The sequence below is a fragment of the Bacillus sp. GW821-FHT11D08 genome, assembly GCF_058808515.1.
The window spans coordinates 493,925-510,974 of the sequence record NZ_JBXARS010000002.1; the positions used below are offsets into that span (position 1 = coordinate 493,925).

2 protein-coding genes are annotated in these 17,050 nt (G+C 43.8%); both read left to right on the plus strand.

The genetic code is table 11. From position 1 onward, the window contains the following. The first annotated feature begins 21 nt into the window (after window positions 1-21). Window positions 22-12,276, plus strand: a complete 12,255-nt coding sequence (locus tag AC1RRX_RS06255) for an SDR family NAD(P)-dependent oxidoreductase (RefSeq protein WP_144463975.1) — start codon at window positions 22-24, stop codon at window positions 12,274-12,276. Further along, window positions 12,276-17,048 carry a type I polyketide synthase gene (locus AC1RRX_RS06260; protein WP_144463974.1) on the plus strand — a complete coding sequence of 1,591 codons (4,773 nt, stop codon included), beginning with the start codon at window positions 12,276-12,278 and terminating at the stop codon, window positions 17,046-17,048. The genes AC1RRX_RS06255 and AC1RRX_RS06260 overlap by 1 nt, the downstream gene beginning before the upstream one ends. Window positions 17,049-17,050: the final 2 nt, after the last annotated feature.

The following is a 17,050-nucleotide window of genomic DNA, read 5'->3' on the forward strand; positions in this document are numbered from 1 at the left end:
AGAAGGAGCGGGTGGAGGCCAATGGTTCATTTGAATAAACAGAGTGCGGATATCGCGATAATCGGGGTTGCTTGCAGATTCCCCGATGCAGATCATTATCATGAATTCTGGGAAAACATAAATAGCGGCAAAGATTCCATCCGGGAAGTGCCGATTGAACGGTGGGATCCCGAACTTTATTATTCAGCTGATATCAGTATACCGAACAAAACAATCAGCAAGTGGGGAGGTTTTATTCATAAAGCTGACCATTTCGACCATAAGTTTTTTAATATCTCTCCCCGGGAAGCGAAAAACATGGATCCTGAGCAAAGAATCCTTTTAGAAGAAACTTGGCGGTGCATCGAAGATTCCGGGGTTTCTTTGCAGGATCTCCAGCGTAAAACCACTTCTGTTTTTGCGGGTATTATGAATTCTGACTACCGGCAGACAGGTCATGCTGAATCGGAAATCGACAGTTATGCCTGTTTAGGAAGTTTCGAAGCTATGCTTTCCAACCGGCTTTCATACACATTCGGTTTGACCGGAAAAAGCATGTCTGTAAATGCCGCTTGTGCATCATCGCTTGTTGCTTTACATGAAGCGGTTAAGTCATTGCGGACAAAAGAAAGCGATTATGCAATCGCATCGGGAGTAAACTTGAATTTCCAACCCGGAAAATATATTTCTTTTTCCAAAGCCAGAATGCTGAGTCCTGACGGCAAATGTAAAACCTTTGACGCAGCAGCGAACGGGTACGTTCCCGGAGAAGGGGCAGGCGTTGTATTGCTGCAGCGCCTTGGTGATGCAGTAAAAGCCGGTCACCATATATACGGGATCATAAAAGGGACAGCTGTTAATCATGGCGGTAAAACCCGTTCCATAACCGCTCCCAGAGCAGAAGCGCAGTGCCGGGTCATCTCAGAAGCTTTACACAACGCTGCTGTCGATGCTGCGACGGTTTCTTACGTAGAAGCACATGGCACAGGAACATCTCTGGGCGATCCGATAGAAATAGAAGCATTGACAAAAGCGTATCGGCAATATACTGAGGATACTCAATATTGCAGGATCGGAAGTGTGAAAACAAATATCGGTCATACAGAAGCAGCAGCGGGAATGGCCGGATTGATAAAAGTTCTAATGATGATGAAACACCGGAGGGTGCCGAAAAGCCTGAATGTACATACGGTAAACCCAATTATACAGTTTGAAAAAACACCGTTTAGGCCGGCGCTTGATTCAAGTGATTGGAAGGCGGCAGACGGGGCTCCGCTCAGGGCGGGAATCAGCTCCTTCGGTTTTGGGGGTGTCAACTCTCACGTCATCATCGAAGAATTTATACATACAAAAGACGAATCTGACAGAAAAGGAAGGATACCCTTCCTTTTTTCCGCTAAAAGTGAAGAAAGCATGAAACAAATGATACATCATTGGAGAACCTTTGCTGACGATTCAGAGGAATTTTGCAAAATATCAAATGAAGTGATCAGCAGCACCCTTTTAACAAGGACATCGTTTGATTACAGGGCTGGTTTATTGGCAGGCAGCAAGGAGGAATTTAAAAATCAGCTTAAAGAGGGATTGAGTTTTCGGAGAAAACAAGATTCTGAATGGGCGCTTGCCATCGGTGACTTCAAATGGGAAAGTTATAAACAATTTGCCGTTTTGAAACGGGTGTTCCCTGATTTAGAAAAGAAAGTAAGGCCGGTGCTGAAGGGTATACCAACATTGCACAGTTCATTTAAAAGAAAATGGACGCCTGAGAAAATCCGCTTGTATTCTTTAGTTATCAATACGGAAATCATAAAAAGTATCCTGGCATCCGGTTTTAAGCCAAGCCTCATTACAGGCGCCGGAGACGGATATTACGTCGCTCTTGCAGCAGCGGATATCATCAAAATTGAAAAGGCCATTTCTGTCATCACAGGCGCTGAAAAACTTTCGCACATATCCTGTGAGCCGCCGTCCATTCCATTTGTCAATCCGTACACTTCAAAAACGTACCCGCCGGTTCGATTAAATGAAGAATATGTAAGGGTGCTGCTGAACGGTCTGAGCTTCCCGGCTGATTTTGCAGACCGCCTGTACGGGAAAACACGGCTGCTTCTTGAGCACCAATATACGTTTAAAGGGTTTTTAGAAGAGTGGGATAAAGCGGGAAAGACTCAGGAAATCGAGATTTTATCTTATATTGTGAATCGCACGGCGGATAAAAGAAATGCATTGCCGGCTGATGAGGAAGCGGCGATCATGGCTATCCTTGCCTCTATGAGAAGACTGTATAAGAGATGGGATTTAACAGATTATGATGGATTCTTTAATGATGATTATGTTCTGGAAATATTAAATTTACTGGATGAAGGAATCTTGTCTAAAGAACTTTTTCTGAGCATGTTATTGAAAAAGCAAGACGGAATTAAACAGGCTGTTGCTTGTATTAATGAGCAGCCGGCAGGTTTTTATGATAAAACTCGTTTTCCGTTGATGACAGAATACAATCAAATGGATGCCGTGTCTCAGGAGATAGCGGACCATATGCCGCTTCACACGGAAGAAAAGGGAACGGAGCCGGATGTGAATATTTCTGATTTTTCAGTTTTTCAATTCGGATCGCTACCTCCATCAGCAAAACTAAACAAAGCGGCTGCTTTTGAAGCGGACAAACCAGCCGATGAGGCTCTATATCATTCATTTATGCAAATGTGGCTTTCAGGAGAAGAGATTGAATGGGCGAAACTAGGTGATGATCATAAAAGAAAAGCCCCGCTTCCGCCTTATCCGTTTGAGCGCTCTCAATTTTCTTTAAACCCTCAGCCGGTAAAATCAGACGCGGCTTTTTCAGAAAAGAAGAATCAGGCACTTTATACGCCGGTATGGAAAGAAACCGCAATTGAGAATGAAGCGGGCAGCCGACAAGCTTGTACTATTTTGTTGTTCTCCGGGAATAAAGACTATTTTGAAGAGCTGAAAAAAAGAGAGAATACGTCCGCATATCTTATTATGCCCGGTGAGCGTTTAGAGCAGATAAGCGACAGTGTTTTCACGATCAACAGGCAGCGTCCCGAAGATTATCAAGGTGTCATTCGTCTGTTAAAGGAAAAAGGCGCAGCGCCCGATGCAATTTTGCATACGTGGTCTGAAAAACAGCCTGAACTGGAAGAAACACTCGAATCAGGAATTTATTCCGTGTTTTATCTGACTAAGGCTTTAATCAGCGAGAACCTTATAAATAAAGTAACGTTCATTTATACATTCAGCGCGAATCAAAAAGAAAAATTGCCGTATTTTGAAGGTGTGAACGGTTTTTTAAAATCGGTAAAACAAGAATACCCGCAGCTTCATTGTAAGACGGTTTGCTTTGAACATGATTCTGCATCCGTTTCATTTTCAGAGAAGGCTGACATTCTTTATAAAGAAATAAATACAGCGCCTGATCGGCATCTTTATATCAAGTACAGGGGCTGCGTAAGATATGCACGGATGTTAGAGAAGCAGAGAGAAACAAACAGAAAGACCGTTCAATACCCTGAAAAAGATAAAGTGTATTTAATTACAGGGGGATTTGGGGGGATTGGCAGTAAAGTCGCTGAATATTGCGCGAAAACTGAAAGATCCACCATTATCCTATCGGGGCGATCTGTTTTAAACGGAGATAAGCAGAAACATTTAGAATACCTGAACAGCTTTAAAGCCAAGGTTTATTATATACAGGCGAATATATCCGATAAAGAAGCGGTAAAAAAAATGATTGACGGTATTACCGATCAGCATGCAGGTCTTCATGGCGTCATTCATTGTGCAGGAGTTATCAGAGACTCGCTGCTTTTTCGAAAAACAAAGCAGGAACTTTCAGAGGTGATTGCTCCGAAAGTTCATGGTGCATTGAATCTTGATCATGCAACGAAGTCGCTCGAATTGGATTTTTTCACCGTTTTTTCTTCAGTCGTCTCTATTGCAGGGAACGAAGGCCAATGTGATTATGCATATGCAAACGGCTTTTTAGATCATTTTGCCGAATATCGGGAACAGAAACGGCAAAATTCTCTGCGCAGCGGCCGCACGCTGACAATCAATTGGCCTTTATGGCAAGACATCGGAATGGGGGCGAACCTGTCAGGTCAAGGGCGGACGTCTCTTTTTCATGGTTCCGGGCTCGAAGAGCTTCCTGCTGAAGACGGAACGCAATGGTTTTCGCGGATTGTAACTTCGGGTCAGCTGCATAATATTGCAGTATGCGGTGATCATGAGCGCTTTGAACAATTTATGCGGCAGAGATTTTTGACGGATGAAACAGAGACAGGCAGTGCCATTCCTTTGGCTCAAGGCGATATTTTGGATCAGACAGTTTTGTTTTTAACCAATATCATCTCCTCTGAGATCGGTGCAGAACGGGAAGAGATCGATCAAGATGTGCATCTGGCTGAATATGGAATGGATTCGGTTATGATTCATCAATGCAACACAAAGCTGGAGCAGTCACTGGGAGCAATTTCGAAAACGCTTTTATTTGAATTTCATACAATCAGAGATTTAGCAGATCATCTTGTAAAGGAATATCCGGATCGGCTGGGGCGTTTATTTTCACGGGAGGAAAAAGGAAAACAGATTCAGAGCATTACCCCCGCCAGGCCGGAACAAAACATCACTGCACCTGCGGCGGAGGAAAAAGAACATCTTGACGGGATAGCGGTAATCGGTATCAGCGGCCGTTATCCCGGGGCTGAAAATATCGAAGAATTGTGGGAGCTTCTATCAAAAGAGAGAACCGCAATCACAGAAATTCCGAAAGAACGATGGAATTATGAGACCTACTATGATCCAGACCCCGCTAAAGCGCATGAGGGGAAAATTTATTGCAAATGGGGCGGATTTTTAAAGAATGCTGAATCATTTGATTCTTTGTTTTTCCAAATATCGCCGAGAGAAGCAGAAGCGATGGATCCTCAGGAACGAATATTTCTCGAAACCGTATGGAAAGCATTTGAAGATTCGGGATATACCATTGAAGGGTTGAGAAAGCAGACCGAAAAACATGTCGGTGTATTTGCGGGAGTGACGACCAATTCTTACAAGCTGCTCGGCGAAAGAATACCGACGGACAAAAACGATGTACTTCCAAATTCGTTCCCATGGTCTCTCGCGAACAGAGTGTCTTACACATTTGACTTTACAGGTCCCAGTGTCCCTGTAGATACGGCTTGTTCTTCATCCTTAACGGCAATTCACATGGCTTGCCAAAGTTTAACAAAGGGTGAGTGCTCGGTTGCGGTTGCGGGAGGAGTAAATTTGTATCTTCATCCTTCTGACTATTTATACCGATGTCAGATGGGGATGCTTTCAAAATCGGGAAAATGCAGAAGTTTTGGAGAAGGCGGCGACGGTTTCGTGCCCGGGGAAGGTGTCGGGGCCGTTATTCTTAAACCGCTTAAAGATGCCATACGTGATAATGATACTGTGTACGCCGTCATTAAAGGAACGGCAATTAATCATGGCGGAAAGACAAATGGCTATACGGTGCCTAATCCTGCCGCACAGGCGGATTTAATTCAAGGAGCTCTTAAAGCGGCCGGTTGGAGCGCCAGAAGTGTCAGCTTTATTGAAGCCCACGGCACGGGAACGCCGCTGGGTGACCCGATTGAAGTCCGAGGCCTGACCAAGGCGTTTAGAGCTTATACCAAAGATGTTTCATATTGCTCTCTCGGATCGATTAAATCTAACATCGGCCACCTGGAAGCGGCCGCGGGTATTGCCGGCCTGACAAAGATTATCTTACAAATGAAGTATAAAAAAATAGCCGCAACACTGCATGCTGAACGGGTGCATCCGGATCTTTATCTGGAAGAGACACCTTTTTGCCTCCAGCAGGAAACCGCCGACTGGATAAAACCCGCGAATGAAAAACATTCTGACAGCAAATATCCGCGGCGTGCGGGATTAAGTTCTTTCGGAGCGGGCGGGGCAAATGCTCATATCCTTGTGGAAGAGTATGAGTCTGCTGCTGACTGTCATACGAGGCGTGAGGAAAGTGAGGAACTTATCGTACTCTCAGCCAAGCATTCACTGAGTTTACGGGAATCAGCAAAACAGCTGGAGGAATATCTTCAAAAGGCCCGTCATAAGCAGGGCGAGTTTTTACAGCAAGCGGGAACAAACAAGCCGCTTCACCTTTCTGATATTGCGTATACCCTTCTTGAAGGGCGTGAAGCCATGCCGGAAAGGCTTGCTGTCATTTCAAATAATATCGATGATCTGATGTTGAAATTAAATCACTTTTATAATGGAATTGACGATCACGAAATATTTAGAGGGAAAAAACCGAATCATAAACGCAGACAGCAGCAATCGGATCTTCCGCTCAAATCCGGCGGCACCACATTAACCGAAATGGCTGAATTTTGGGTATCAGGAGGCAATTTAAGCTGGGAAGATTTCCGCACCGGCAGAAAACCGAGAAAAATTGCCCTGCCGACTTACCCTTTCTTAAAAAACAGACTGTGGGTGTCAAATAAGGCGCAAACAACATCAGCAGCCGGTACAGCTCCTTTATTTGATTTTTCAGCAGGTGAGTGCCGATTTTATAAAACGCTTTCTGATTCTGAATATTATGTAAAAGACCATGTTGTGCATGGGAAAACGGTTCTGCCCGGAGCGGCAATCATCGAAGCGGCCAGAGAAGCGGGAGAGAGGCTGTACGGAAAATCAGTCATAAAACTGAGTCAGGTTGTATGGGCGGTTCCGATAACCGTTGAAAAAGAAAAGACGATAATGATAGATCTGCTGCCGAATCAAAAAGACGGCAGATTTGTGGTGAAAACCGATATGCAACCTGAAGCGGCAGTTCACTGCCAAGGAAACATTACCACATGCGGAGATCAAGATGCCTCTCATACAGAGCGTTTTCAATTGGACAGCTGGTTAACCGGACAGAAAAGATTAATCAGCGGCGCTGAATGTTACAGGGATTTCCGGCAGAGCGGTTTGGACTATGGAACCAGTTTTCAGGTAATAAAACAGCTGTTTATCCATGAAAATGCTGTTCTTGCACGAATATCACTTCCTGAGAGCATTCATAAAAAATCCGGCACGCTGCTGGAACCGTGTTTATTGGATGGCATTTTTCAATCCACAACAGGGTTTACGTCCAGTCAGCAAGACGATCACACCGCATATTTGCCTTTTGAATTAGGTGAGCTGGAGATTCTTCACGCACCTTCGGCAAACGGCTTTGCTTACATTACAGCTGCCGATGAAAGACAACATGATGATGTCAAAAGGTTTCATATACTATTTATGGATGAAAACGGATCTGTAAGTCTTAAAATAAAAAACTTAGCGTTGAAGGCATTAAGGGCTGCACCGCAGACTCAGGATGAGCGGCATTCAGTTAAGTATTACACTGATATGTGGAAGCGGGCCCCTCTGCTTCATCAGCCTGAAGCCAGCGGTTTAAACAGCTGCCTTGTGATTTCACTCCGTCGGGATATATCAGAACCGCTGATCCGCCAGGCATATAAAGATATCGGCCTGAACATGATCTTTGTCCGCCATGGCGGCAGTTTTCAAGAAAAAGAAGCTGATTCCTTTGAATTGAACAGCGTCAAACTTGACGGCTATAAGAAATTGCTGGCGATTCTTAAAGAAAGACAAGTGACAATTGACCGCGTCATTTTAATCGGGATGAGCCCTGAAACGGGAATTGAGCAGAACATTCGTGAAAAGCTGGAAGAGGCTGTTTTGCCGGTTTTCAATGTAACGAAAGCTCTGTTAGCAACAATCCCAAGACATAAAATCCTGATATCACATGTATTTTTCACAAGGGAAAATCAAATCTTACCTTATCAAATGGCAATCAGCGGCTTTTTTAGGTCGCTTCATTTAGAACATCCTATGTTGTCCGGTAAAAATATTGAAATACACAGCGACGAAATTCAGTTACAGCTGAACACCGGTCTGCCTGAATTAAAAAACCTTGTGAAAGAAACAATCATCAGCGATGATACTTCAGAAATCAGATACAGAGATGGAATCAGGCAGGTGAAACACTCTGCAGAAATTGAAAGTGCCGAGCCCCCCGAAAAGATGGAAGTAAAAGAAGGGGGAGTTTACCTCATTACAGGAGGAACAGGCGGTCTGGGACTGATTTTCGCCAGACATCTTGTGCGAAAAGGGAGAATAAAACTTGTCCTTATCGGCAGGTCAGAGCTTTCTGAGGAAGCCGTAAGCAATGTAAAAGAGCTCGAAAAAAACGGATCAGAGGTTTTTTATGTAAGAACCGATATTTCTGATAAGGAAAATGTCAATAACCTGATAAAACTCGTCAAAAACAAATTAGGTCCTGTTAAAGGAATTATTCACAGCGCCGGTGTGATAAAAGATTCATTACTCATCAATAAGCGTGAAGAGGATCTCGATTCAGTCTTGGCCAGCAAGGTTTACGGAACGATATGGCTTGACTGGTATACAGACAGAGAACCTCTGGACTTTTTTGTTATGTTTTCATCTATCAGCGCAATAATCGGGAATGCCGGACAAACTGATTATGCTTATGCAAACCGGTTTATGGATTATTTTGCGGAAATGAGAGCGGCGGAAAATAAACCTGGAAAAACAGTCTCGATTAATTGGCCTTTATGGAAAGAAGGCGGTATGCAAATTGATATTCATTCAGAGAAGTTCCTTTATGACCGTTTCGGAATGCTGCCTCTGGGAAAACGGGAAGGCCTTGCAGCATTTGATCAAGCAATGACAGGGTGTGAACATCAAATAATGGTATTTAGCGGTAATGAATTAAAGCTGGAACGAATGATAACGATTGACAGCGGCAAAAGTGACCCGGCAATCGCCGACGAAAATTACGAACCGAAAGAGCTGTCAATAACTGAATCTTTAAAAAGCACTTTGACGCGCATCATCACCGGCGTATTAAAAATTGAAGAACGGGAATTTGATTTTGAACTGCCGATAAGTGAATACGGATTTGATTCAATTATGTTTACAATGCTGGGCAACGAATTAAACGAAACATTAGGAATATCAATGATGCCGTCAGATTTTTTCGGTCTTACTGATTTTAATGAACTTCTTGAGTTTTTAAAGAGTGAGTATTCCGAGGAGCTTCATCTCTGCGGTTCTTTTTCTTCAGATGAATCTGCGGCGAAAGACCGGAGAGAAAATCTGATTGAGGGCATCGCAAAGATGATGTCAAGTATTTTGAAGATTGACAGAAAGGAAATAGAAGAAGAGACTTCATTCGGCGAGTACGGATTTGATTCTATTACGTTTACCAGACTCGGAAATGAAATCAATCAACAATATGGTACGGAATTATTGCCGTCCATTTTCTTTGAATGCAATTCACTGGCTGAAATGACTGATTATGTAATCGAGCAATACGGAGAAATCCTTTTTGCTGAGACAGAATCTTTTTCTGCAGCTGACGAAAAAACATTGTACAGCACGCCTCCGCCGGAATCCTATGAACATTCCCCTGAGCCTGAAAACAAAACCAGGCAAGAGGAAAGACATATGAATGAGCCGGTTGCAATAGTGGGAATAAGCGGCCGTTTCCCCCAAACAGATACGCTGGAAGACTTTTGGAAAGGAATTGAAAAAGGGCGGGATATGATTACAGACATTCCTGAAGACCGTTGGAACTGGAAAGAGTTTGACGGCGATCCGATCAGGGACGTCAATAGAACAAAAATAAAAAAAGGCGGATTTATCAAAGGCGCGGACAGTTTTGATCCGTTGTTTTTCGGGATTTCTCCCGCCGAAGCAGAATTAATGGATCCCCAGCAAAGAATTTTTATGGAGACTGTATGGAAAACAATAGAAGATGCGGGCTATAAGCCGTCTGATTTGGCAGGGACGAAAACCGCGGTGTTTGCAGGGGTCGCCACAACGGATTATGCTGAACGTCTGAATGAAAATGGTGTCTCTGTTCAGGCGCAGACCGCAACCGGTTTAAATCATTGTATATTGGCAAATCGTATTTCTTACCAGCTGAACCTGACGGGTCCGAGCGAACCGATTGACACTGCCTGTTCAAGTTCGTTAGTTGCACTCCATCGTGCGGCTGAGGGGATTCAAAGAGGCGATTTTGAAATGGCGATTGCAGGCGGAGTGCATATTATGACAAGCCCTACTCTGTTTATAGCTTTTGATAAAGCAGGTATGCTTTCCAAAGACGGAAAGTGCAAAACGTTCGATAAAAGCGCTGACGGCTATGTAAGGAGTGAAGGGGCGGCTGCAGTATTGCTTAAGCCGCTCAGCAAAGCACAGGCAGACGGTGATCATATATATGGTTTGATTAAAGGGTCAGCTGTAAATCACGGCGGCCGCGCCAATTCTTTGACAGCTCCGAATCCGAACGCACAGGCGGACTTATTAACCGAAGCTTGGCGGAAGGCGGGAGTCAGCCCTGCCACTGCGGGATATATAGAAGCGCATGGCACAGGGACAAGTCTTGGCGATCCGATTGAAGTAAACAGCATCATAAAGGCATTTAAAACGTTATATCAAGAATGGGACATTCCTTTTGCGAAACAGAAATGCTGCGGAATCGGGTCTGTGAAAACAAACATCGGCCATCTCGAAACCGCTGCCGGAATAGCCGGAGTGATGAAAGTGTTACTGGCTTTTAAATATCGCAAACTTCCGGGACTCGCCCATTTTTCAGAACTCAATCCATACATCAAACTGGAAAATACGCCATTTTATATCACAGAAACCGCTCAAAAGTGGAATCCGATAAAAGATAAAGAGAACAACGATCTGCCGAGGAGAGCGGGTGTCAGCTCATTCGGATTCGGCGGTGTGAACGCGCATATTGTTTTAGAGGAATATAGGGAACCTCAAAAAGAAATGCCGGAAAACAACGGTAACACACATATTTTTGTTTTATCTGCGAAAACCAAAGATCAATTACTTGAGTATATCCGGCTTATGCTTCAGTACTTGGATCGCGTGATTGCCGGTGACATGACCGTTAATGCCAGTGACATGGAATTTACATTGCAAAACGGCCGGGAAGCAATGAACGAAAGAATTGCCGTATGTGCAGCGAGTCTGACTGAGCTGAGAGATAAATACGTCAGCTTTCTTGATGACAGCAAGGTGCAAAAAGGCGTATTTTTAAGCGAAAACACTGAAGAGCCCACAGCTGTTTCTGAATATATGATTGAGGAGGCTCTTCAAAGCGGAAAAGAGGAGCTGCTCGCACAATGGTGGGCCAATGGAGCCGAGTTTGAATGGAAGACAATCGGCAATAAGAAATTGAATAGAGTGCCGCTGCCAACTTATCCGTTTGCAAAAGAGAGTTATTGGTTCACCCCGAAAAAGAACAAAAGCGAGGTTAATAGCAAAAGTCTTCACCCATTAATCAGCGAGAATGTCTCAACATTAAAGAAACAAGCATTTAAAACTGTTATTTCCGGAACTGAATTTTTCGTCACTGATCATCTTGTTTCAGGAGACTATGTGCTGCCAGGAGCCGCTTCGCTTGAAATGGCTCTTGCTTGTGCGGAAATAAGCGGAGAAAGTAAAGTATCTAAAATAAAAGACGTGATGTGGAACAGACCTATATTATATAAAGGAAAAACGCTGCACATTTATACCGACTTGGAAATGAAACAAGATAAGTTGAACGTAACGATATGTAAAGAGGGGCCGGATGGCGTGCAGCAAATCTGCACACAAAGTGAAACAGTATTCGGAGACATAAACAGCAATGCTGAGTATGTCGATATTGATAAGTTCAAACGCAGCAGTAAGGCGGTCATAAACCGGGAAGAGTGTTATCACCGCTTCAGTCGTATGGGCCTGACATATCATAGCGGTTTTCAAACGTTGAAAGCCGTATATCGCGGTGATATGGAGTTAATGGCAGAATTGGAGCTTCCGGCTCATTTAGCGAACGGGTTTTCACATTTTACACTTCATCCTTCATTAATTGACGGCGGTTTTCAAGCGGCGGCATTTTTGTTAAGAGATAATGAGAAAGACGGCTTATTTGTTCCATATTCACTTAGAGAGCTTCACATTAAGAGGACGCTTACTGCCCGATGCCATGTCTCGGTGAGAGAAACCGGTTTTTATACGTATAACATTGATTTTATTAACGAGAGCGGCGAAATAGCCGTGAGCATGAAAGACTTTTCTGTCAGAAAAGTGACCGGGGGAGAATTAACCGCAGGACGTAAAAATGAAGATCAGGAAATTCTCTTCTTATTAGAACAATTGAAAAACGGTGAACTTTCTGCTGGTCAAGTTTATCAGCTGCTGGAGGGAAAATAGTGCAGATCAAACAAATACTTTCCTTAATTGAAGAACAGCAAATGTCTCCTGATGCAGGACTGGAGCTAATTCGCACTTACAGAAAAGAACAAATGGAAAAAAAGGCGGAGCCGGAATCACAAGCTCCGTCCCCAACCATTTTTTTTAAGAACGATTGGGTAAGAACAAATAACATTGATATGCCGAATCAGCAGGCACCGGGGAATATGCTGATTTTTGATCAGGATAACCGTCTTTTTCAGCATGCCGAGATGATGAATGGAGATCATAACCGTGTCATTCTCGTAACACCCGATTCTGATTATAGAATTGAACGGAATAGATGCACAATCAATCCTTCTGATGAAAATCATGTCGAAATGCTGCTGTCTGATTTGGCTGAAAACGGATTTACACCTGATGTCGTGCTTTATTTATGGAACGGAGAAATCAGAGAATTCACTGAAGAATCCGTTAATGAAACTCTTCGCAGAGGGATCAACTCGCTCTTTTTATTATCAAAAGCTTTAATGCGGAGAAACGAACCTGTTACGTTATTGCATATTTATTGGACAAGCGGTCTGAATCAGCCGTTTCATGAAGCTGTCGGAGGGTTCATGAAAACGGTAAACATGGAAAGCTCCAAGCTTAAAGCGAAAACCATACAGATACGCCATGAGGATTCTGACAAAAATCCTCCGGTTTCCGAGACGTGGGATGCTGCAATCAGTGAAATACAGCGCTTTCAAACGTATGAATGTGAGATTTTAATAGACTCACATACCCGTTATGTGAAAGGGCTGCAGCATATTGATAATCCGGAACACGATAACGGATCTGTAACGTATCAAAAAGGCGGCATATATATCATTACCGGAGGAGCCGGAAAACTCGGGCTGCTGTTTGCGGAACACATCGCTAAAGAAAACCAAGCCGTGATTATACTTACAGGCCGTTCTTTTTTAACCGCTGATCAAAAAGAACGGATCAGTAAGCTTAATGAGAGCGGCTCTATTGTTGAATATCAGCGGACGGACATAACAGATCGAACAGAGGCAGAGCGATTCATTTTCGGCGTTAAACAGCGGTACGGCTGCATAAACGGGATCATCCATGCTGCCGGCATCCTTCGTGACTCATTTCTTGTAAACAAAAGTCTCAGTGATTTTACGGACGTACTGAAACCGAAAGTTTACGGGACAATCTGGCTGGATGAGCTGACAAAAGACGAAGATCTTGATTTTTTTGTTCTCTTTTCTTCTTTTTCCGCTAACGGAAATGCCGGCCAAAGTGACTATGCGTACGCAAATCATTTTATGGACAGTTTTGCAGTGCTTCGATCTCAGCTCTCCCGAAACGGAAAAACCCTTTCAATCAATTGGCCGTTATTGAAAGATGGCGGGATGAGTCTCGACAGCAATGGAATCAACCAAATAAAAGAAAAATACGGAATGACTCCGATGCGAACTTCCTCTGTTTTGGAAGCGTTTCTGAAAATGCTGCGGTCTTCATTTACCAGCTTAATGCCTGCAGAAGGAAAGCGGGATAAAATGATAAAAGCGCTTTCGATTCAAAGAAATACAGCTGCAGCAGATCAAGATACATTCACGGCGGAACACGATGAAGAAGAGGAATATGCTGCGAAAGAAAAAGTCATTGACTATTTAATCAAGATCATCAGCGGTGTCTTGAAAATCCAAGCTCATAAAATAAATGCGAAGGACTCTTTTGAGAAATTCGGAATCAACTCACTTATGATCATGTCACTTATTTCAAAGCTTGAAGATACTTTCGGGGATCTTCCAAAAACAATCTTTTTTGAATATCAGAACATTGAAGAGCTCTCAAACTTCTTCCTAACATCTTTTAAAGAAAAAGTGCTTAAGGCCGCAGGGGCAGCTCCGGTAACAAGAGTGCAAAAGAAAAGAGAAAATCTGAGTAAAAAACAGCACCGGCAGCAGAGGGTTGCAGCTGCACCGAGCATGGTTCAGCCGGGTGAGGATATTGCCATTATCGGTGTGAGCGGAAGATATCCGAATTCCGATACTCTTGAGGAGTTCTGGGAAAACATTGCCGGAGGGAAAAACTGTATTATTGAAATCCCCGAGGAACGTTGGGATTTCAGATCGAATTACAGTCCTGACAGAATGGAGAAGGGAAAAATCAACAGTAAGTGGGGCGGTTTTATCAGCGGTGTTGATCAATTCGATCCGCTGTTTTTCCACATTTCTCATAAAGAAGCTGAGCTGATGGACCCTCAGGAGCGAATTTTTCTCGAAACCTCCTGGCATACGTTTGAAGATTCAGGATATACAAAAGAGAAGCTTGACGGTATGAAAGCCGGTGTGTTTGTCGGAGCCATGTACGGACAATATCAATTATTCGGCGCAGAAGAAACTGCGCGGGGCAATCCGATTGCGCTCAGTTCCTTCTTTTCATCTATTGCGAACAGGGTTTCATACTTTTTTAATCTCTCCGGCCCGAGCATTGCACTGGATACGATGTGTTCATCATCGCTGACGGCCATTCACTTGGCATGTGAGAGCATTAAAAGAGGGGAAAGTGAAATTGCGCTTGCGGGCGGCGTTAATGTGTCCATACACCCCAGCAAATACCTTTGGCTGAGTCAAGGTAATTTTGTTTCCACCGAAGGATTGTGCAGAAGTTTCGGAGAGGGCGGAGACGGCTATGTCCCGGGAGAAGGTTCAGGAGCCGTCCTTTTGAAACCTCTGGAAAAAGCAATTGCTGATCAGGATCATATATACGGAGTGATTAAAGGAACATCTGTAAATCATGGCGGAAAAACCAATGGATTTACGGTTCCGAATCCGAATGCACAAGCTGAGCTGATTGCTGAAAATTTCAAGAAATCGGGCATCAGTCCGCGATCCGTCAGCTACTTGGAAGCACACGGAACGGGTACCTCGCTCGGAGATCCGATTGAGATCGCAGGATTGACAAAAGCGTTTGAGAAATTTACGGACGATAAACAATTTTGTGCCATAGGTTCAGTGAAGTCTAATATTGGACATCTGGAGTCTGCCGCAGGTATAGCAGCCCTTACAAAAGTTCTTTTACAATTTAAGCATCAGAAATTGGCGCCATCCATTCACTCGGAACAGCTGAACCAAAATATCCGATTTGAAAAGACGCCTTTTTACGTTCAGCAGAAAGAAGAAGAGTGGCGGAAAGAATCAGGCGCCTCCCGCAGGAGAGCAGCAATCAGTTCGTTCGGAGCGGGCGGAGCAAATGCCCATGTCATTGTGGAAGAATATCAAAACCATGCGGACACACAAACAATAAGCGGTCCGTTTGCCGCAGTTCTCTCTGCCAAAAATGAAGACAGGCTGAAAGAATACGCCCGGCGCCTTCTGCAATTCACAGAGCGGGAGACAAAGGTCTCGGCAGCTGATATCGCTTTTACATTGCAGACATGCAGGGAACCGATGGAAGACAGACTTGCTGTTGTAGCTTCCGATTTGCCGGAACTTAAGGAGAAGCTGAGAACTTTCTGTACTGAAGGAACAATTGGAGAGGGCGTATACAAAGGGAATGTTACGAAAGATTTTGATAAAGTCTTTATCTTTCATGATCAAAAGAGGAAAGATAAATTCCTCGAGGTGATGATGGAGACAAAGGACTTGAATCTTCTTGCAAAATTATGGTCTTTCGGGGCTGATATTCATTGGAGAGAGTTATATGAAGAATATACCCCGCAAAAGGTCAAGCTTCCTTTATATCCATTTGCTGAGGAGTCTTACTGGGTGCCTCGAAACCAAAGTGCAGAATTTCCGGAAATATTGCCGCGGCAGTCTTCACTGCACCCGCTTCTGGATTCGAATGAATCTACTCTGGAACAGCAGTTTTTTAAAACGACATTAAGAGAAAAAGAGATTTGGTTAAAAGACCACATCGTAAAAAACAAGAGCATTCTCCCGGCAGCTGCTTTTCTTGAAATGGCATGCGCAGCGGGAACGCGGTCATATCGAAAGAAAAAGGTCACTCGTTTAAAAAACGTGATATTTGCCAGACCGGCCATGCTTTTGAAAGAGAGCCTGACCATTTACACTCACATTTCCGTAAAAGACGGCAGCATATTATTTAACATGTCACCTGACGAGGATGCTGCTGTAAGGACTGGATTTGTGACGGGGGAATTAGATTATGATCATCATTACAGTGATGATGATATAGAGAACATCGACAGACAAGAGATGATAAACAGAAGTGCTTTTGTCCGTGAACAAGATGAATGTTACGAGTATTTTCGGGAAAACGGGTTCCTGTATGGGCGCGCTTTTCAGCCGATTCAGCGTTTATGGGGCGGAAAAACGGAAGCGGTTGCACACTTATTGCTGCCAAAAGAAGCCGCATATGCTCTTGAACATTATACATTGCATCCGTCTTTAATTGATGGGGCTCTGCAATCTTTGTTCGGCATTACGGACGGAAGAGAAGAGGCATCTGTTTATGTTCCTTTTTCAATAGGAGAGGTTACGGTTCGGAAAAAGGTTTCAGCAGAATGCTGGGTTTATGCGCGTAAAACAGGCCAAAAAGGTCAATCCGAGCTTATTTACGATATTCAGCTGCTTAATGAACAAGGAGAAAGACTTGCAGGTTTGAAGGATGTAACCATTCGTAAAAAAGAAACGTTTTCCGCGGAGGCACAGACTCGTGCAACAGCGGATTCCAATGGAAAGAACGAGAGAGTAAAAGAGCTCCTCAGACAATTAAAAGCGGGCGAACTGACTGCGGAGGAAGCAGATTATGCGCTGGAGCGTATGCAGGATTAGTT